Here is an 18,809-nt window from a genome sequence, read left to right as displayed (position 1 = left end):
GGCGCGATCCGGCAGACCGCTACTCAGGACGGCGTGCGGTGGTGAAGCGCCGCTGGTAGGCGGCAGGGCTGATGGACATCTCCCGCGCGAAGACCCGGCGAAGACTCTCGTAGCTCGGGAACCCGGCCAACGACGCCGCGTGCGTCGCGGTGTGCCCCTGGTCGAGCAGCGACTTCGCGATGCCGAACCGCATCGACTCGACGTACCGGGCAGGCGTGGTACCCAGCTCCTGTCGGAAAAGCCTCGTGAGATGACGCGTGCTGACGCTGAGGTGCGCGGCCAGTCCGGCGAGGGAGTAGTCACCGGCGGGCTCCGCCGTGACCAGGTCGACCACCCTGCGCAGGGCGGGGGACCGGGGCGGCGGCCCTTGCAGGGGAGCGGAGAACTGTGACTGACCGCCCTCCCGGTGCAGGTAGACCACCAGAGCGCGGGCCACCAACCGGCTGATGTCGGGGCCGTGATCCTCCTCGACGAGGGCCAGCGCGAGGTCGATACCCGCGGTGACACCCACGGAGGTGTACACAGTGCCGTCACGTACGTAGATGGCGTCGGGTTCGACACGGGTCTTGGGGTACCGGGCGGCGAGTTCGCCCGCGATCTTCCAGTTTCAGTTGGCCACTGAGCCCTTTCCAACTTCGCGTCGAGGTCCCCGACACTTTGCAAGTGAGCAATTCGTGTGATCCCGGCCGCTGTCCCGCCGAGGGAGTCCCGTAGATTCCTGGCGATGGGCCTGTCCAGGGTTCTCGGAATGGGGTGGTCGTCCATGACCGTGGAGTCGATACCGGTAGAGGCCGCGCCGAGAGCGCTGGTGTGGCAAGGCGACGAACTGGTCTCCGGATGCGGTCGGCGCTGGGGTCGCGACGGGGTGGAACGGAAGGTGGACTTCGCGTGGAGCTTTCCGTTTGACGCCGGGGTCACCTCGGTCTCAGGGCCGTACTCCGCCGTGTACCAGGAACGCGGCGTCGAGGGGGTGTTGCTCGAACGAGCACGCGTCGTGCGGGAGCTGAACCGCAGCGACTACCAGGCGGAGAACTACGACTACCCGCTCGCCCTGGGCGCATTGGGTGACGGGCGCGAGGTCGTCGTGCACTGCCCCGACGAGTACAACGTGCTTGAGATCGATGATGCGGCGAGCGGCGAGCGGCTGACCGTCGGCAGCCGTGAGCCGAGGGACGTCTTCCACTCCAGGCTCAGCCTGAGTCCGGACGGCCGGTACCTGCTCGCGGTCGGATGGTTCTGGCATCCCTTCGGGGTCGCCATGGTCTACGACACGGCGCTCGCGCTCGCCGACCCCGCAACTCTGGACGGCGAGGGTCTGCTGCCTGCGGCGGCGGTCATGAACGGCGAGGTGACAGCGGGCTGCTGGCTCGACGGCGATCGGCTGGTGCTGGCGACAGGGGGCGAAGCAGCGAGCGGCGAAGAGGACTCCACGCTTCCGGCTCGCCACCTCGGTGTGTGGTCGGTGTCCGAGAGACGGTGGCTCCACCGCAACCCGATCGCCGATGCCGAGCCGGGTGTCCTGCTCCTGCCCCGCGGCGATCACGTGATCTCTCTCCTCGGCCACCCAAGACTGCTCGACACCGCTACCGGGCGCCTCGTCGCGGAATGGCCCGAGGTCGGCGTACCGGCCAAGACCACATGCTTCGGCGTCACCCACGTCCCCTCTCCCGTGGCCGCCCTCCACCCCGACGGCACCCGGCTGGCCATCGCGCAGACAGACAGCATCGCCTTCATCACGCTCCCGTGATCCAGCTCGCTGCATGAAGCGTGATCGCGCCCACCCGAACCCGCCGGAGGCCCCGGTGGCCGCGGGAACCGGCGGGGGAGGAGCGAGGGCTCACGCCGTGCGGGCCGCCTCCGTGAGGGCCTGGTCCAGGATCTCCAGGCCGAGGGTCAGTTCCTCCTCGGTGGCGGTCAGGGGCGGGGCGATGCGCAGGGTGCCGCCCATGCCCGGCAGCTGCACGATGTTCATGTGCAGGCCCAGTTCGAGGCAGCGGCCGGTGACACGCGCACCCAGAGCGTCCCCGGCCGATGTGTCGGTGTCGCCCGTGGCGAACTCGACGCCGAGGAGCAGACCCCTGCCGCGTACGTCGCCGATCACCGGGTGGCGTGCGGCGAGTTCGTCGAGTCCTTTGCGCAGGAACTCCCCGCGGCTACGGGCCTGTTCGTCGAGGTGGTCGGTTTCGAGAACGTCGAGGACCGTGTTGCCGACCGCCGCGACGAGCGGGTCGGAGACATGGGTGGTGAAGAACAGGAAGCCGCGTTCGTGGGCCCGCTCCTCGATCTCCGCGCTGGTGATCACCGCGGCGAGCGGGAGCCCCGCGCCGAGTGTCTTGGACAGGGTGAGGATGTCGGGGACGACCCCGTCGCGTTCGAAGGCGTACCAGGTGCCCGTGCGGCACAGGCCGGTCTGCGCCTCGTCGAGGATCAGCAGCATCCCGCGTTCCCGGCACTTGTGGCGCAGGGCGGCGAAGTAGCCGGCGGGCGGCTCTATCACCCCGCCGGAGCTGAGGATCGGCTCGACCAGGCACGCGGCCAGGCTGCCGGTGGACTGGGCGTCGATGAGGTCGAAGGCGAGGTCCAGCTGGCGCTGCCAGTCGAGGGTCCCGTCGGGGTGAGTGATGTCGGGGCGGTGGGAGTGGGGCACGGGGATGGCGAAGTTGCCCGGCGCGCCCGGTCCGTAGCCTTTGCGTCCCGCGCTGTAGGTCGCCGACGCGGCGGCCTGGGTCATGCCGTGCCAGGACCGGGCGAACGACACGATCTCGTGGCGGCCGGTCACGAGTTTCGCCATCCGTACCGCTGCCTCGTTCGACTCCGCGCCCGTGGTGAGCAGCAGTACCTTGTCGAGCGGGTCGGGCAGCGTGCCGGCCAGCCGCCGCGCGAGGTCGATGACGGGGCGGCTGAGCATGCCGCTGAAGAGGTGGTCGAGGCCGGCGATCTGCCGCTGGACGCACTCCACGATGCGTGGATGACTGTGCCCCAGGATCGCGCTCATCTGGCCGGAGGTGAAGTCGAGGATCCGGCGGCCACCGGCGGCGTACACGAAGCTGCCGCTCGCGCGCTCGATGATCTCGGGGGTGAAGGCGACGCCGTAGCGCAGCAGATGGCGCCGTGCGTCGTGCCAGAACTGTGCGTCGCGGTCCGTGCCGGTCGTGTCGTCTGCCATGACGTCGACGGTAGGGACAGGTAGAGGTTCGCGTCCATCACACGATGTCGGCTTTCCTGTGCGGAAGAACCGTACAAGAATCCCCTGGATGATGAACCCGTGGAGGCTGAGGCTGCTCAGCCGGCTGGACACGCTCGGTACGGTGCGCGCGGTGGCGCAGGCCGGCCATCTCAGCCCGTCGAGCGTCTCCCAGCAACTCGCCGTTCTGGAGGCCGAGACCGGCACCAAGCTGCTGGAACGCACGGGGCGGCGGGTACGGCTGACGTCCGCCGGGCTGATCCTCGCTCAGCGGGCCCGCGCGATCCTCGACCACATGGACAGCGTCGAGAGCGAGTTGCGCGGTTTCGGTGAGGAGCCTTCGGGGCTGGTGCGGCTGGGAGCCTTCCAGAGCGCCATCCACACGCTGGCCGTCCCGGCGGTGACTCGGCTCGCGGCCGTCCACCCGCACCTGGACGTCGAGATCCTCGAACTGGAACCGCACGCGAGCATGCCCGCCCTGCGCATGGCCGACGCGGACATCGTCATCACCACGACCGACTTCGACGAACTTCCGCTGGGCCCGGACCTCGGACTGGTGCCGCTGGCCGAGGACCCGGTGCTGCTGGTCCTGCCTCCCGGCCACTCCGCCGGACGCGGCCCCGCCGACCTGGCCGCCTTCGCGCACGAGGCCTGGTCCTTCGACATGCCCCAGTCCTACATGGCCAACCTCGCCCGGCGGCTGTGCCGGCAGGCCCGCTTCGAACCACGGGTCGTGTGCCGTTTCAGCAACTACATGATGGCGCTGCAGCATGTCGAGGCCGGACTGTCGATCTCCCTTCTCCCGGCCCTCGCTGTCGCCCACAGCCGCTACGACGTGACCACGCGCGGACTCGCCACCCCGGTCACCCGCACCATCACCGCCGCCGTCCGTCGCGGTACCCCCACCCGCGCGGCCGTCCGCGTCGTCCTCGACGCCCTGCGTCACGATCCGACGCGTCCGCCCCTCACTCCGCCCACCGAGCGGGGTACCGCGATGCCGCCGAGCGGTACGGCGTGACGGCTCGCCACGTACCCTCGGCCCGCTTTCTGTGGAGTCCTCGACGAACGGCACACCTTGTGGGACCACCACAACAGCTGCCCAGGGCAAGGCGGTTGTGACGGTGGACGCGGCCGAGGTCGTAGCGTGGGTTCATGTCCGAACGCACCACACACTCCACCTCGCAGCGTACGTCCAGCGGGACATGGCTCGCCGGTACGGCGCGTATCGCAGGTCGACACGCGGCCGCACCGTTGAGCAGGAAGGCCTCCCTCCACTGTGGGACGCTCGCTCAACTCCCCTCCGCTGCGGCCCTGTACGACTTCTCAGAGGGCCCCGACGCACAGGTGGCGCTCGACATGCGCCCCGTTGGACTGGATGCGCTGATGCGATACGAAGCGCGGGAACCCGCGGCTGAGAAGTACCGGTACGTGTGCGGCCCGATCCCGGTGGACGCAATGGACGCAATGGACGCAATGGACGCGGTGGTCGAGAGGGAGCCGTGGTGGTGACGGGCCGTCGCTGGGCATGGCGGTGGGCCGTGGCGGTATGGCTGATCCTCGTGGCAGCCGCAGGCGGCCTGACCTTGTGGTTGCAGGACTCGCAGGACTCGGCGGAGCCGCAGCGACACGGGAGGGAAGAGCCCGTCCCGACACCGTCGCTCCCCGAGGGATGGCGGTCGGCGTGCGCGGACGCTACGCCGGATGAGAACGGCCGGACGCTCTGTTTCTTCAGGACTCGCTAGGGATGGGCGATCGGCGAGTGAGGTGAGGTCGGCCAGGTCGGCTCCGGTGGACGCGAGCAACAGGTCTGACTTGCCGTCGTACGGTCATCTCATTGACGGCGGCGCGATGGCGGCGTTCAGGTCGTGGTCCAGTGGGGTGCGCGAGCGCTACCTCACCGGCACCCTCTGAGCCGTCGGTGTCACGCGACGGGAACGGTGAGAGGTTCGAGGAGTGTGCGATCGCCGTCGAAGCCGTGTTCCAGGGCGGCGGCGACGTCCTCGTGCGGGGTGCCCATGCGGACTGCGCTGATCCGGTCCAGATGCTGATACTGCTGGTCGCTGAGTTCGACCTGGAGCGAGCGCAGGTAGTCCTCCCACTGCGTCAGGGTGCGCGGGCCGACGACCGGGATCAGGGCGGTGTGGGCCTGTGCGGCCCGGCGGCGGAGCCAGGCCAGGGCGACCTGGACGGGGCTTGCGTCGTTCTCGTCGGCTATGGCGAGTACGGCGTCCACGACGGCGGTGCGCTGTACGGTGCCCTCGACGGTGTCGCCGCGAGCGCTCAACCGGCCCTGTCCGCCCTGTCGGTACTTGCCGGTGAGCAGCCCTCCGGCGAGCGGGGAGTAGAGGAACGCGCCCAAGCCGTGTGCCTGCGCCATCGGCAGCAGTTCCCGGTCGGCGGAGCGTTCGGCCAGGCTGTACTCGGTCTGGATACCGACCAGTGGAGCCAGGCCGTGCAGGTCCGCCCGCACCGCCGCGCCGGCGACCCGCCAGGCGGGGAAGTTGGACAGGGCGCCGTGGAGGATCTTGCCGGAGCGGATCAGGTCGTCGAACCCGGCCAGGATCTCCTCGATCGGGGTGGTTCCGTCGGGGAAGTGCGGCATGAAGACATCCACGTAGTCGGTGTCGAGGCGACGGAGGCTCGCCTCCAGGGCGCGGACCATGGTCTTGCGGCTGTTGCCGGTGGTGCCGGGCCGGGGATGTTGCCGCCGCGTTCCGCTGTACTTGGTGATGACGACGAAGTCGTCGCGCCGGTCGCCGAGCAGCCCGCCCAGCACGGTTTCGGCCTGTCCGTCCTGGTAGAGGTTGGAGGTGTCGAACGTGGTGCCGCCGGCGGCGACGAAGGCCTCGAAGATCTGGCGAGAGCCCTCGGGGCCTGCGCCGGTGTCCGACATGCCGAAATTGGCTGTCCCGAGCGCGTACTCCGACACGCGCAGTCCGGTCAGTCGGCCGAAGGTCCGGTAACGCATGGCAGCTCCTGGGATGTGGTGGTGCGGTAGGCTCGCCCACCGTAACAAAGAAAAACGAGGGGTCACTCTTTTTTATGCCGAAGGTAAGCCAGGAACACATGGACGCCCGCCGTCGGCAGATCGTGGACGCCGCGCGGGCCCGGTTCGCCAGTCACGGCTTCGCCCGCACGTCCATGGCCGACATCGTCACCGAGTCCGGGCTCTCCAACGGGGCCATCTACCGGCACTTCACCAGCAAGGACGAGATCGTCGTCGCAGTCTGCGAACAGGGAAGTGAGGTACTGCCGAAGGCGCTCACCGTCGAGGCTGTCGCGGGCTTCCTCGAACACGTACGTGTCCGTGCGCGTGAGACGGGTCACGCCAGGCTGGTAGCCCAGATCTACGCCGAAGCATCGGTGTCGCCGCAGCTGGCGGCCGTGGTGGGACAGCAGCTTGCCGCCATGAGGGCCGCCGTGGCCGAACTGGTCCCCGATCGGCGGAGACGGCACGCCGAGCAGATTGCCGAAGGGTTCACGGCCGTCTGCATCAGCTACAGCCAGCAACTGGCCATCCGCGGCGACCTGGACCCCGCGCCCTTCACCGCAGCATTGATGTCGATCGTCAACGGACAGCCAGGAGCCGACCGGGCACATCCCGCGCGGAGCAAGTCCGGTTCGGAGTAAGGCCTGTTTGGAGTGCGTCCAAGGCCCGCGAGCGGGACGGTGGGGGAGGAGACGCCTCGCTTGCCTGAGGCGTCCGCGCACGGGGACGACCTGCGCACGACGGCCTACCGACAGCCGGTACCACGTTTCGGGTGTCCTCGTCGAAGCCGTGGGAGGAAGCACGGCGGGTCGAAGGGCTCGGCGTGAGCCGGTGACTGACTTCTCAAGATGAGTGCCGCGCCATGAGGTACACGTCTGAACGCAGACACCGACGCAGGCGCAGGCGCCGACCGTCAGGGCCAGGGCCCTCGGACGGGCGGCCGGGTGGTGACATTCCCACCGAGATCTCTCGACGCCTCACCGCTTGTCGTGCACGCGGTCGTTGGGGCGTTCTTCTGGATCAGCCCCAGTCCATGGCGCCCGGCAAGGTGTCTCGCGGCGGTGCCGCACGATCCGAGCGCATTCGTACAGGGGTCGTACTCCGCCTTGCGACCCACCTAACCGGACACCGCGGCCCTGTCCGACACGATCCCGAGGAAGCGTGACGTCCTAAGCCAGCAGAGCACCGAGGAGCAGCCCGCCGATCAGGCCGACAGCGCTGACCACGAGGGCGGGCACGGCGAGTCGCTCATGCCGGACGGTCTTGGCAATGATGGCCAGTATCAGGCCGATCACACCGAAGACGATCGGAAAGAAGAGCAACGAGATCACACCCAGCACCATCGCGATGATGCTCAGCACGTTGCCGGTCGCCGTGCCCTGCGGTGCACCGTGGGGCTGCTGCCCGGTCGGTCGGTCGCCATACTGCGTGGTCATCTGTCTCTCCTTCGAGTGATCGCACTCAGACTCGATCCCCACATGGATCAGCCACGGTACGGTTGCCCGCGATTCCCGTAGAAACACCGGTACTTGACGTCGCGGTCACCATGACCACCAGGGAAGCCCCATGGTCATCGGTACTGTGTATCGGCCCCGGGCAGCCCAAATTCGTGCGGTTCGTAAGGCACCGCTTGCGGGGCCGACGCCTCAGACGAGTGGTTGGGCCGGACACAGGCAGATGTCCGTGGCTGGGGCGGAGATCTGCGGTGCAAGTCCCCATGCCAGGCTGACTAGAGTCCCAGTCATGAGTGATCGCCCTGGAACTCGGACCGTGTCACCGGTGCTGCTCGGCGTGGATGACGGCGGCTGGTCGCCTGTCACCGCGGGCGAGTCGGGAGCGGCTGTCTTTCGCAGCGCGGACGGCACTCGGTATGCCAAGTGCGTGCCTGCCGCGGATGCAGCCGAACTGGAAGCCGAGCGTGATCGGGGCACATGGCTGAGCGAGCAGGGTGTACCCGGTCCACGAGTGCTCGACTGGCGGTCCGGTGACGACGGCGTCTGTCTGGTGACGAGTGCTGTCTCCGGCGTGCCCGCTGATCAGGTGCCCGCTGAGGAACTGCGGGTCGCCTGGGAACGTATCGCGGACGCGGTCCGCCGACTGCACGAGACGCCTGTGTCCCAGTGCCCTTTTCGCTGGGGTGTGGACGCCATGGTCACCGTGGCGCGCGACGTCGTGGCGCGTGACGCCGTAAATCCCGAGTTCCTCCCTGCCGACCAGCGGCAGACGCCCGCCACGGAGCTGCTGGACCGCCTCACCCGGCAGGTCGCACGCCGACGGGAGCAGGAAGCCGTCGACATGGTCGTCTGCCACGGGGACCTGTGCCTGCCCAACATCATCCTCGATCCGCAGACCCTGGACGTGTCGGGCTTCATCGACTTGGGCCGCCTCGGACTGGCCGACCGTTACGCCGACCTGTCGCTGCTGCTCGCCAACGCGCGAGAAACGTGGACGGACGAGGAGCAGGCTCGGGATGCGGACATGGCCTTCGCCGAGAGGTACGGCATCACCCTCGACCACGACCGCCGGCGGTTCTACCTCCACCTCGACCCGCTCACCTGGGGCTGATTGCCACCACCCGCAGCCTGTCCGTCGGCTCCGGCGCCGAGGGCGTTGCCTCCCCCGTCGGACAGGGCGGCGGCGACCCGATCAAGCTCACCGGCTCCGTCGTCCCGTACACGGGTCGATGCCAAGACCACCGACGGCGACGCCGACACGCGGTTCGAGAACGTCATCACCGGGTCACCGGGTCACCGGGTCACTGGGGACGACCCCGACCCCGCCGGACTCGAACTCCCTCTCTGGCTTCCAGACGGCCGTGTCCGGCTGTGCGGCGGCTCGGGCCGCCCCGCGGTGTCAGCCCGCCACGCCGTCGAGCAGGCGGCTGTACCGCAGCCGCAGCGCCCGCTCGGTACTGGCCGCCAGGGTGACCAGGGTCAGGGCGACGTTGCACCAGGCCGGTGGATGGAACGGCGCGGTGAAGGCTCCGACGCGCGCGGCCACCGCGGGTACCTCGGCGACCTGTTCGGCGAGCTGCGTGCCCAGCATGACCAGGGCGACGACGAGCACCGTCAGTGAGACGGTGCCGATCCAGCGGCTCAGTGCCGGATGCGCGCGGTCGAGGTGGGCACGGCGTCCCTCGGCGGAGTCGCGGTCCGGGACGAGTAGATGTGCGGTGCCCCCGGCCGTGACGTAGTGACAGCGCCGCAGCCCGAAGTTGCTCAGCCGTACCTCGACGGTGCCGCCGGGGACCGGGAAGGCGGCGGGAAGCATCGACCGTGCGTGGTGCCTGCCGTCGAGGTACAGGTCGGCCCCGGCCTTCGAGGACGTCTGGTCCTGACCGCGTCTGACGTCCACGGCGTAGACCGCCTTCCCGCCGTCACCGCCGGGCAGCGGCAGGTAGAAGAGGGAGCGGTAGGGCAGCTGCCACCAGCGGAACCGCTTCAGCGGCCGTCCGTCCCCGGGGGTGATCCGCCGGGCGGCCCGGCGGCTTCGCGTCTCCTTGAACATCTCCGGCGCCCCTCAGTCGCTCACTGTGCCGGGGTGCGCCGCGTCACCGGGCTGAGCCGCGCAGGCGAGGTCCCGTGCGGGGCGTTCACCGGTGGTCAGGAACGTCGTCGCGGCATCGTCGGCGCACGTGTTGCCGCCGTACGGGTAGACACCGTGGCCGCCCTGGTCGACCGTCACCATCGTGGCCCGCCCGCCGAAGGCCCGCCGCAGCTCGCGGGCGCCGGCCAGTGGCGTGCCCGGGTCGCGCTCGTTCTGCATCATCAGCACGTTCGAGGGACCCCGGCCGGTGATGCGCACCGGCGGTTCGGTCCGCCCCCGCGGCCAGAACGCGCAGGGGTTGATGCTTGCCGTGGAGCCGCCCAGCATCGGGTACTTCAGCCGGTCGACGGCGACATTGCGCTGGTACTCCCGGACCGTTCCCGGCCAGCGCGAGTCACCGCAGACCACGGCGAAACGGGAGGCCAGGAGATTCTCCAGGTCGGCGGGCGGCTCCGGGAGCGGCAGTTTCCCGCCCGTGTCCACCGCCTGCCAGAACTCGGCGAGCAGGGGCATGGAGCTGTCGGCGTACAACTGCTCGAAGGTGAACGCGCGGAACGCGGTCCCGTTGACGCCCTGGACCGGCTTCGCGTCCAGCCGGGACGCGAGCTCGTAGAACGTGGCGGTGACCTGCTTCGGCGTGGAACCCAGACCGTACTCGGGGTGTCCGGCGGCGAACGCGGCGAAGTCGGGGAAGCGGTCCTCCAGCCCCCGGGCGAACGACCGCATGGCCGTGACGTCGTAGCCGCCGGGACCCAGGTTGCTGTCGAGCACGATCCGGTCGCCCCGCCGCGGGAACAACGTCGTGTAGACCGCGCCGAGGTAACTGCCGTAGGAGGCGCCGAGATACGACAGTTTCGGCTCGCCCAGTGCGATGCGAAGGCGGTCCATGTCGCGTGCGGTGTTGGCGGTGGTGGTGTGCGGCAGCATCCACGCCGTCCGTGAGTTCCCGCACTGCCCGGCGATCTTTCGCGCGTACCCCGCTTCCCGCGCCACGTCGGCCGCGGTGTGCGCGTACGGCGGGAAGTTGCCGCGCCACTGCTGGTCCTTCGTCAGGTCGCAGGTCACCGGAGTGCTACGGCCCACCCCGCGTGGGTCGAAGCCGATGATGTCGTAGGAGTCGAGCACCTCCTGCGGCAGCCCCGACGCGGCGAGGACGGCCGGGTAGATCAGGCCGGAACCGCCTGGGCCGCCCGGGTTGGTCAGCAGGATGCCGCGTCGCTGCGACGGCTTCTCGCTCGCCAGCCGGGAGACGGCGACATCGATCTGCCGGCCGTCCGGATGGCGGTGGTCCAGCGGGACTTCGAGCGTCGAGCACTCCAGACGGGGCGCGGAGGCTCCCTGGGGGCACGGGCCCCACCGCAGGGCGCCGGACGATGGTGTCGTCGCGGATGCTGAAGATGTCGGTGCGGACGCCGACGCCGGAAATGCGGTCACCGCCAACGCTGCGGCGGTGAGGGCGAGGGACAGACTTCTGCGCATGAGGTGTCCTCCTGTGGGGGTTCTACCGGCACGCCGACGAGTCTGTTGATCAGGAACGGCCGGCACATCGGCCCGACGGACCGACCCGGCCTGGACCGGGGGAGAGGAGCCGGTTAGACCTGGGTCGTAGGCGCATCGGCCCTGGGCGTGATCCGCGGGTCGCCCGATGTGGCGACAATGGCCTGGTGAACACGGACGTGATGCCGCGGCTCGGGGTGTGGCAGCAGGCCTGGCGGCTGATGGTGGCCGCGGTCGTGAGCGTGCCGATCTGGCTGACGACCCTCGCGCTGATGCGGAAGCAGCCCGGCGGCCCGGACACCTGGATCCTCTTCGGTGATCCGCTGGTCGCCCTGGGCTGCCTGACGGTGCTCCTGTGGCGGCGGCGGTGGCCCCTCACGGTGGCCCTGGCGGTCACGGTCGCCTCGACCGCTTCGGCCCTCGCCACCGGCGCGGCCCTGCTTGCACTGTGCTCGGTCGCCACCCGCCGCCGTCCGGTGGAGATCGGGGCCGTCGTCCTGGCCTACGTCATCGCGTCGCAGATCGCCGTCGGGATGTTCCCGATGCAGGGCTCGGCCGACGTGCAGTGGTGGGTCCAGGTCGTGGTGCCGGCGCTGACAGCGGGGATCGCGGTGGCCGCGGGCATGGCCGTCGGGGCGCGGCGGGTCGAGGTGCGGTCCCTGCGGGAGCGGGCGGAGAGCGCGGAGCGGGAGCAGAGCGCGCGGGCGGCACAGGCACGGGCCATGGAGCGCAACCGGATCGCCCGCGAGATGCACGACGTCCTCGCGCACCGCATCTCTCTGGTCGCCATGCAGGCCGGGGTGCTCGACCACCGCCGCGACCTCTCGGCCGACGAGAACCGTCTCTTGGTCCGTGGTATCGCCGAGGGCTCCCACCAGGCACTCGAAGAGCTGCGGGAGGTGCTCGGTGTCCTCCGCGCCGACCCCGGCCGCCCGGAACCGCCGCAGCCCTCACTCGACCGGATCCCCGACCTGGTGGCAGACGCCCGCGCCTCGGGGCTCGATGTCCGGCTGACCGACACCGTGGCCGCGACTCCGCCCGGCGGCCTGGGACGGACCTGCTACCGGATCGTCCAGGAAGCGCTGACCAACGCCACCAAGCACGCCCCGGGCGCGGTCGTGGAGGTCACCCTCGACGGCACCGAGGGCGGCACCCTCGACATCGGCGTCCGCAACGGACCGGCCCCCCTGCACACCACACGGCCACCCGCTTCCGGCTTCGGCCTGTTGGGAGTCGGCGAGCGGATCACCCTGGTCGGCGGCGAACTCGACCACCGTTCCACGCCCGATGGCGGGTACGTTCTCACCGCACGACTGCCCTGGCCGGACGGCCCCGCCCACAGTCACGAAAAGAGCGCATGAGCCACGACAGGAGCACATCGCCGGAGAGCAGACACGATCCCGTGCGGGTCGTCATCGTCGATGACGAGGAGCTGGTGCGTATGGCCCTGCGGCTCGTCATCGACGGCGAACCGGACCTGACCGTCGTTGCGGAGGCGGCCGACGGGAACGCCGCGCTCGCCGTGGTGGACGAGCAGCGGCCCGACGTCGTGCTGATGGACGTACGGATGCCGGGCCGGGACGGTCTGGACACGACCCGGGAGCTGCTCACCCGGCCGGCGCCGCCCCGGGTGCTGATGCTGACCACCTTCGACTCCGACGACCTGGTGCTCGGGGCGTTGCGCGTCGGAGCGCTCGGCTTCGTCCTCAAGGACACCCCGCCCGCACGCATCCTCGACGCGGTGCGGACCGTCGCGGACGGCAAGCCGGTGCTGTCCCCGGCGGCCACCGCACGGGTGATCGCCGCGGCCACCGGCCCGGACTCCGCGCACACCCGTGACCACTCCCGCGCTGCCGCGCGCGAACGGCTGTCGACGCTGACCGAACGGGAACGGGAGACCGCCCGGGGCGTCGCGGACGGACTGGGCAATGCGCAGATCGCCGAACGGCTGGGCATCACGGTTGCGACGGTCAAGGCCCACACCGGCAGCCTGTTCGCCAAGCTGGCGGTCGAGAACCGGGTGCAGATCGCGCTCCTGATCCGCGACGCGGAGGACTGAGCGGGGGAGTTCTTTCCAAGGTCGGGTTCTTTCCGAGGTCGGTCACGCGAAACTTGTCCGCGCGGAGACCGTCACGCGGGGGAGCGGGGGGTGTGCTGGTCGCGCCAGGCCCGGGGCGAGAGCCCGTATGCCTGTCTGAACACCTTGCTGAAGTGGGTCGCGTCCACGAAGCCCCACCTTCGTCCTATGGCCGCGATGGTCCGCAGCCGGCCGCCCGGGCCGGCCAACTCGCGCCTGCACTCCGCCAGACGGTGCGTGCGGATCCAGTCTCCGAGGCTGATGCCGGACCGGGAGAGCACGGCGTAGAGATGACGTACGGAGATGTCGTGTGCGGCGGCGATCCGTGCCGCCGACAGATCCGGCTCAGCCAGGTGCGCGCGGATGTACTGAGTGATCCGCAGGCTGAGTGTTGCCTCCAACGGATCCTTGGCAAGGCCGGAGTTGCCGTACTGGGTCGTCAGCACGGCCCGCAGGAGTTCGACGCTGGGTTCCACGGCGGCGTCCGCGTGCGCACCCTGGTGCAGCTCGTCGCTGCCGGCCAGTTGGGAGAAGTAGGTGGAGGCAAGACGCGCAATGGGGTTGTCGGGTCCCAGGGTGACTGAGCTGGTGTCTCGTAACAGCCGGTCGGGGAGCGCGAGTGCGGCGCGGGGGAAACGCAGGAAGTGGTGGTCGACTCCCTCGTCGAAGAGAAGTGTGTAGGGAGCGATCGATTCGTAGACGGCGAATTCCCCCGGTCCCAGCACGCACTCGCGTCCGTTCTGCGCCACCAGGCTGGTGCCCGTCACCTGAAGGCCGAGGAAGACGGCAGGCTCCTCGTCCTGCCGGGTCAGCTGTCGCGTACGACGGATCGTGACCGCGGTGGCCCGCGCCGAGAGGATCCTCAGGGGTCCGACGGTGCCGAGCCCTATACGGACGGAGAGGTCCTGAGGGGGCGGACGGTGATCGATGTCGACCGCCACCACGGATTCCCACACGGCGTGCCGGACCACTTCCTCCCGGTCGCGCGGCGGTATGAACGCGGTGTCCAGAACCGGGCTCATGAAGCAGACCCTCGTCCGCGTCGGTCATGCATCCGGCCTGGCCGTACCTCGGCCCGTTCCCCCACAAGCGCCCCCCGACACGGACAGTTCCCGGTTTCAGCTTGGCAGGATTCGATCTCGCCGTGCAACGGCTTCGACCGGCGTGTTCAGGCTTCCCTCGCCTGATGTGGCGTCAGCGTGGGGTGGTGCGCTACTGACACATTTCCTTGCACGGATGACAAAGTCCGAAGGTCACGGCGTCCCTAAGGTCCATGGTCGAGGCCGTCACCGAGACGACGTCAACGACCGGAAGGATTGCATCGTGCAACGAGTATCGACGACGCTCCGCATGCGCGTCGGAGCGGTGGGGGCTTTGGCTCTTCTCCTCGCCGCCGGCCTGACGGCCAGCCCGGTGATGACCGCGCCGGCCCACGCCGCCTACGGTCCGTGCAACACGACGGTGAAGCGCACCGACGGGTTGAACGGCTCCGGCAACCACTTCACGGTCCCCGCGCGCACCGGCAACGGTCTGAGCTGTTACATGCAATATCAGACGGGCAGCTCGAACGCCGTGACGGCGCTGCAGAGAGCCATCGTTTCCTGCTACCCCGGCACCTATGCCGCCAATCGGATCATCAACACCGGAGGGGCGGACGGGGTCTACGGAACCGGCACGGTGGATGCCGTCGAGTGGCTCCAGGCCAACCGCCTCGGCGTGACCGCCGACGGCGTCTACGGGCCGGCGACCCGTGGAGAGATGCGGTGGCCGCTGTATACCCCGGGCGGTACCTATATCGCCTGCCTCGACACCGGGTTCTAGCCGACGCGATGTGCCGATGCCGACCTCTGTACCTGAGGCCGGCGTCGCCCTCGGCCTTGCGGGCCAATACGGCCCGGCGGTGACCGGGCCCGGTCGGCAAGCGGCTCCGTTCGACCACGACGACGTGATCAAGCGAATCGCTGAGCGCCCCAGCCGTCAGCAGGCCGCTCATACGCGCCCCGATCACCACGGCCCGTGTCCTGGTGGCCATGGACCGATCATCGCCGGCCCCATCGGATCGCGCCGGCGCGGGCCGCGTACGAGCAACTCGCGACCGACATCGTGCGGAAACGTGCCGCCCGGGCGAGCCCCGTCACAGAGCCACGCGCCTGCTCAGCGAAATGGTCGACGCGATGATGCTCGCCCGGGCCGTGCGCCACGTCGAACCCGAGCCCTCCGACGAGTTCAGAAATCGGTGTTCAGGGGCCGGTGGAAACGGAGTTGTAGGGTTCGGGCATGACTTCGATCACCGGTGGCGGAAGCCCGGACGAACTCGTCGTGGCCTACTCCGTCCTGCTCTCAACGGCGAAGCCTGCTCAGGCTCGCAAGGCGGTGCGCGAGTTGACGGTGGTCGCCGACGACGGCGCCGCGCTGAAGCTGGCCGCCCGTTTCGCGCCGGTCGCGGACCTCGCCCTGGACACGCTGCTGCGGCTGTGGCCGACGGCCGCCGATCCGGACGGATTCGCCGAGGCGCTGCTGGCGCCGGCCTTTCACCGTGAAGGCCGTACGGAGCTGACCTTGAAGCGCGTGACCTCACTGTCGGGCTTGCGGCACCTCACCATGCTGCGCACGCTGACGGTGGACCGCTGCAAGGAGATAACCGACCTCACGGAACTCGGCGCGCTCACCGACCTGCGCCATCTAGACCTGAACGGCTGCGCGGGAGTCGAGGACCTGGCCCCTCTCAGCGGCCTTGCACAGCTCACCTGGCTGAGCCTGCACCGCTGCCGTCCGGTGTCCGACGTCAAGCCGCTGCTGTCCCTCAGCCAACTGCACCACCTCGACCTGAGCATCACCAGGGTCGCTTCCGTGACTGATTTCGCAGCTGCGTTTCCCCAGCTTCGGCACCTGAACCTGCGCGGCTGCCGGTCATTCAAATCCCCCGCGCAGCTCTCCGGCCTGACCCGTCTCACCCACCTCGATCTCGGCTGGACGGCCGTCCGCGACCTGACCGGTCTGACCAACGTGCCCGCGCTCGTCTCCCTGCGCCTGGCGAGCTGCAAGCAGCTTCGTGACCTGACCGGCATCGCCACGGCAACGGACCTCTCCGAACTGGTCATCGAGGATTGCCCTCGCTTCCAGTCCCTCACCGGTTTTGGCCACCACCCTCGGCTGACGAGGCTGGAGATCAAGGGCTGCCCGGAACTGGTCGACCTGCGCGGAGTCTCCGCGCTGACGAACCTGACGGAACTGCGGATCGTGGACAGCGAACGGTTCGCCTCCGTCGCGGGAGTCGGGTCCCTGCGTTCCCTGGAAAAGATCACCTTCGAAAACTGCCCCGCGCTGGCGGACTTCGAGCACCTGGCGGGCCTCGCCGCGGCGTTCAGGCTTCACCTGGACGGGCTGGGCCTGATCCGGGACCTCTCCCCGTTCGCGTCCCTCCCCGGTCTCCGCGGACTCAGTCTCGACAGATGTCCCGGGCTTCTGGACCTCACCGGCCTCGGCTCCCATCGCGCACTGGAGGAACTGTCCGTCAGCCGTACGGACAGCCTGAGCAGCCCGGGTGACCTGGGAGATCTGCCGACTTTGCGTGAACTGGAGTTCAGCGGTCTTCCGTTGCTCACCGACCTCGGGCACCTCGACGGCCTGACCGCCCTCACCGAGGTCAGTGTGCGGGACTGTCGTGCGCTCAAGGACATCAGCGGGCTGGCCGGCGTCCCGGTCACCCACCTCACACTCGACACGGTCACGAGCCTCGACTCGCTCGGCATCCTGGAGACCTGCCCCGACCTGCGCGTACTGAGCGTGGAACGGGTCCCGCGGCTGATCGACTTCCCTGCCCTCGGCTCCCTGACCCGGCTCTATCTGTCCCACCTGCCGTGGAGGGATCTTTCGCCCCTGGCCGGCCTCGCATCGCTCCAGTCCCTGCGCATGGGCTACTTGGACGAAGTGGCGGACATCAGTACGTTGGCCGATCTGCCCGACCTCGCCGAACTCTTCCTCGGTGGCCTGCATTCCCTCACCGAGTTCGGACCGTTGCTCGACATGAAGTCGTTGCGACGGCTCAACAAGTCCCTGCAGATGAACGCGCAGATACTGCAGGGCCGACGCGATCCAGTCCTGACCGAACTCGCGGCACGCGGGCTCGCGATCGACCAGCGCTGACCGTCGGAGTCCCGGCAACAGCTGACCAACCCCCGGCCACCTGTCCCCGACCCCACCGACGGAGGCCGTCGTTCGGCGTACATCTGCCGGTCGCCCGTTGTAGCAGTGCGTAGAGCGCACTGCGGCGGAGGCGGAAGCGGCGTTGCCGACCGCTTCCGCCTGCCCGTCTCAACGACGCGGCGTTCGACAGGCTTTCAATGCGCCGCCACAGCGTGACGTCCAGCGTCTCCCGGGCGCCCCTCACCCGGCACTGGACGACCAGCCCGTCCACCCGTGGCGGCTAACCTGTCGCGATGACGCTCTCGCGAGTACTGTCGATCGCCCTCCAGGACACCGGCCGACCTCCGCTGCGTCCACTGCCGCTCGAAGCAGCCGAACTGCTGCACAGTGTGGACGCTCCGCCGCGGCTGGTCGCGCATCTGCGAGCAGTCCACGACGTTGCGGGGCAGCTCCTCGAATGGATCGACACCCGCGATCTCGATCTGGGCATCAGCCCGCAGGCCGTTCTCTTCGGGGCGGCCACCCACGACATCGGCAAGACTTTGCACCCCGCCGAGTTGTCTGCCGCCGGCTCACAGCACGAAGAAGCCGGCCGTGAGCTGCTTTCGGCCCGAGGCGTCGATCCCGCCAGGGCACGCTTCGCAGCGACACACGCCGCTTGGACCACCGAAGGGGCCGGGATGGAAGACCGCCTGGTCAGCTTGGCCGACAAGATCTGGAAAAACCAGCGGGTCCCGGAACTTGAGGACCTTGTGGTCGCCGGACTCGCGGCGACGAGCGGAAGGCCGGTCTGGGAAGAGTTCCTCGAACTGGACAGTGTGCTCACCCGCATCGGTGACCAGGCCGATGAGCGCCTGGCCTTCCAGATGTCCCACCCGACAGCCAGGAGCGGGTCTCGACCGGACTCGACTTCGTGGACCTCGGCAGCGGTGACAACCGTCCCGGCCACCGAGACCTCCGAACCGGGCGAGACCTCCATGTCCTCCTTGGATCCGCACTCGACTGGGTCGTCCCCGGCACGACCGGCTGATCAGGAGCAGGCCAGGACCACACGGACAGACACCGGCGACGACTGACGCGGACTCGGCGTCTCCGCCGCGCAATATCCGGGCCGCCTTGCGGAGAAGGCCGCGCTCTTCGTTTCGCGCGGGTCACCAGGCGGTCAGCCGGCCGTCCCGGACACCGTGATGGCGGAGACGGGGCAGGCCCGGGCGGCCTCCCGGACCAGGGGGCCGCCGCCATCCTCCCGGCCGGGCAGAAGCGTGCTGAAGCCGTCGTCGTCCTGGGTGAAGACACCTGGGGCGGTCAGGGCGCACTGACCCGCACCGATGCAGACGTCGCGGTCGATCTCGATGTCATCAGACATGGAA

The 18,809-nt window shown here is 69.4% G+C and carries 16 protein-coding genes and 1 pseudogene; 9 read left to right on the top strand and 8 right to left on the bottom strand.

Going from position 1 to position 18,809, the window contains the following annotated elements:
• Positions 1–19: 19 nt before the first annotated feature.
• Positions 20–607 (bottom strand): annotated as a pseudogene (locus OHS59_RS01610) (GlxA family transcriptional regulator); the annotation flags it as partial.
• A gap of 117 nt (positions 608–724) precedes the next feature.
• Here OHS59_RS01610 and OHS59_RS01605 point away from each other — a divergent pair.
• Positions 725–1,747, top strand: a complete 1,023-nt coding sequence (locus OHS59_RS01605) for a hypothetical protein (RefSeq protein ID WP_328491563.1) — start codon at positions 725–727, stop codon at positions 1,745–1,747.
• Between the two features lie 90 nt (positions 1,748–1,837).
• Here OHS59_RS01605 and OHS59_RS01600 read toward each other — a convergent pair whose 3' ends face one another.
• Positions 1,838–3,166, bottom strand: a complete 1,329-nt coding sequence (locus OHS59_RS01600; RefSeq protein ID WP_328491562.1) for an aspartate aminotransferase family protein — start codon at positions 3,164–3,166, stop codon at positions 1,838–1,840.
• Between the two features lie 88 nt (positions 3,167–3,254).
• Between OHS59_RS01600 and OHS59_RS01595 the strand changes: the two genes are divergently transcribed.
• On the top strand, positions 3,255–4,202 hold the full coding sequence (locus tag OHS59_RS01595; RefSeq protein WP_328491561.1) for a LysR family transcriptional regulator: 948 nt from the start codon (positions 3,255–3,257) through the stop codon (positions 4,200–4,202).
• Between the two features lie 903 nt (positions 4,203–5,105).
• Here OHS59_RS01595 and OHS59_RS01590 read toward each other — a convergent pair.
• Entirely contained in the window at positions 5,106–6,152 is a 1,047-nt protein-coding gene (locus tag OHS59_RS01590; RefSeq protein ID WP_328491560.1) for an aldo/keto reductase, read from the bottom strand.
• 74 nt (positions 6,153–6,226) lie between these two features.
• Here OHS59_RS01590 and OHS59_RS01585 point away from each other — a divergent pair, with 74 nt between their 5' ends.
• Positions 6,227–6,814 carry a TetR/AcrR family transcriptional regulator gene (locus OHS59_RS01585; RefSeq protein ID WP_328491559.1) on the top strand — a complete coding sequence of 196 codons (588 nt, stop codon included), beginning with the start codon at positions 6,227–6,229 and terminating at the stop codon, positions 6,812–6,814.
• 528 nt (positions 6,815–7,342) lie between these two features.
• On the opposite strand, the gene OHS59_RS01580 is transcribed toward OHS59_RS01585, so the two are convergent.
• Complete coding sequence (locus tag OHS59_RS01580; RefSeq protein ID WP_328491558.1) at positions 7,343–7,609, bottom strand: hypothetical protein; 267 nt, start codon at positions 7,607–7,609, stop codon at positions 7,343–7,345.
• A gap of 307 nt (positions 7,610–7,916) precedes the next feature.
• On the opposite strand from OHS59_RS01580, the gene OHS59_RS01575 reads away from it, so the two are divergent.
• Complete coding sequence (locus tag OHS59_RS01575) at positions 7,917–8,738, top strand: APH(3'') family aminoglycoside O-phosphotransferase (protein WP_328491557.1); 822 nt, start codon at positions 7,917–7,919, stop codon at positions 8,736–8,738.
• A gap of 288 nt (positions 8,739–9,026) precedes the next feature.
• Here OHS59_RS01575 and OHS59_RS01565 read toward each other — a convergent pair whose 3' ends face one another.
• On the bottom strand, positions 9,027–9,680 hold the full coding sequence (locus tag OHS59_RS01565) for a hypothetical protein (protein ID WP_328491556.1): 654 nt from the start codon (positions 9,678–9,680) through the stop codon (positions 9,027–9,029).
• A 12-nt stretch (positions 9,681–9,692) separates the two neighbouring features.
• Positions 9,693–11,198 (bottom strand): alpha/beta hydrolase, encoded by a 1,506-nt coding sequence (locus OHS59_RS01560; RefSeq protein ID WP_328491555.1) that lies wholly within the window; start codon positions 11,196–11,198, stop codon positions 9,693–9,695.
• Positions 11,199–11,398: 200 nt separating this feature from the next.
• On the opposite strand from OHS59_RS01560, the gene OHS59_RS01555 reads away from it, so the two are divergent.
• Together OHS59_RS01555 and OHS59_RS01550 are read left to right on the top strand one after the other, a co-directional pair.
• A complete protein-coding gene (locus tag OHS59_RS01555) occupies positions 11,399–12,577 on the top strand; it encodes a sensor histidine kinase (RefSeq protein ID WP_328499006.1) in 1,179 nt (392 codons plus the stop codon).
• Positions 12,574–13,275, top strand: a complete 702-nt coding sequence (locus OHS59_RS01550) for a response regulator transcription factor (RefSeq protein ID WP_328491554.1) — start codon at positions 12,574–12,576, stop codon at positions 13,273–13,275. The genes OHS59_RS01555 and OHS59_RS01550 overlap by 4 nt, the downstream gene beginning before the upstream one ends.
• Before the next feature lie 71 nt (positions 13,276–13,346).
• Here the strand turns inward: OHS59_RS01550 and OHS59_RS01545 are convergent, their stop codons facing one another.
• Complete coding sequence (locus tag OHS59_RS01545; protein WP_328491553.1) at positions 13,347–14,315, bottom strand: helix-turn-helix domain-containing protein; 969 nt, start codon at positions 14,313–14,315, stop codon at positions 13,347–13,349.
• A gap of 301 nt (positions 14,316–14,616) precedes the next feature.
• Between OHS59_RS01545 and OHS59_RS01540 the strand changes: the two genes are divergently transcribed.
• The 3 genes from OHS59_RS01540 (at position 14,617) to OHS59_RS01530 (ending at position 18,515) form a co-directional block, all read left to right on the top strand.
• Positions 14,617–15,114: a peptidoglycan-binding domain-containing protein gene (locus OHS59_RS01540; protein WP_328491552.1), complete on the top strand. Its 498-nt coding sequence runs from the start codon at positions 14,617–14,619 to the stop codon at positions 15,112–15,114.
• Positions 15,115–15,570: 456 nt separating this feature from the next.
• The gene (locus OHS59_RS01535; RefSeq protein ID WP_328491551.1) at positions 15,571–17,439 is read left to right on the top strand and encodes a leucine-rich repeat domain-containing protein; all 1,869 of its coding nucleotides are present in this window, start codon (positions 15,571–15,573) and stop codon (positions 17,437–17,439) included.
• 293 nt (positions 17,440–17,732) lie between these two features.
• The gene (locus OHS59_RS01530; RefSeq protein WP_328491550.1) at positions 17,733–18,515 is read left to right on the top strand and encodes an HD domain-containing protein; all 783 of its coding nucleotides are present in this window, start codon (positions 17,733–17,735) and stop codon (positions 18,513–18,515) included.
• An 86-nt stretch (positions 18,516–18,601) separates the two neighbouring features.
• On the opposite strand, the gene OHS59_RS01525 is transcribed toward OHS59_RS01530, so the two are convergent.
• Complete coding sequence (locus OHS59_RS01525) at positions 18,602–18,805, bottom strand: ferredoxin (RefSeq protein WP_328491549.1); 204 nt, start codon at positions 18,803–18,805, stop codon at positions 18,602–18,604.
• Between the last annotated feature and the right edge of the window lie 4 nt (positions 18,806–18,809).

Origin of the sequence: Streptomyces sp. NBC_00414 (assembly GCF_036038375.1) — a bacterium.
In the GTDB taxonomy this organism is placed as follows: domain Bacteria; phylum Actinomycetota; class Actinomycetes; order Streptomycetales; family Streptomycetaceae; genus Streptomyces.
Note: the sequence above shows the minus strand (reverse complement) of the source record. Positions and strands in the feature narration are given on the sequence as shown.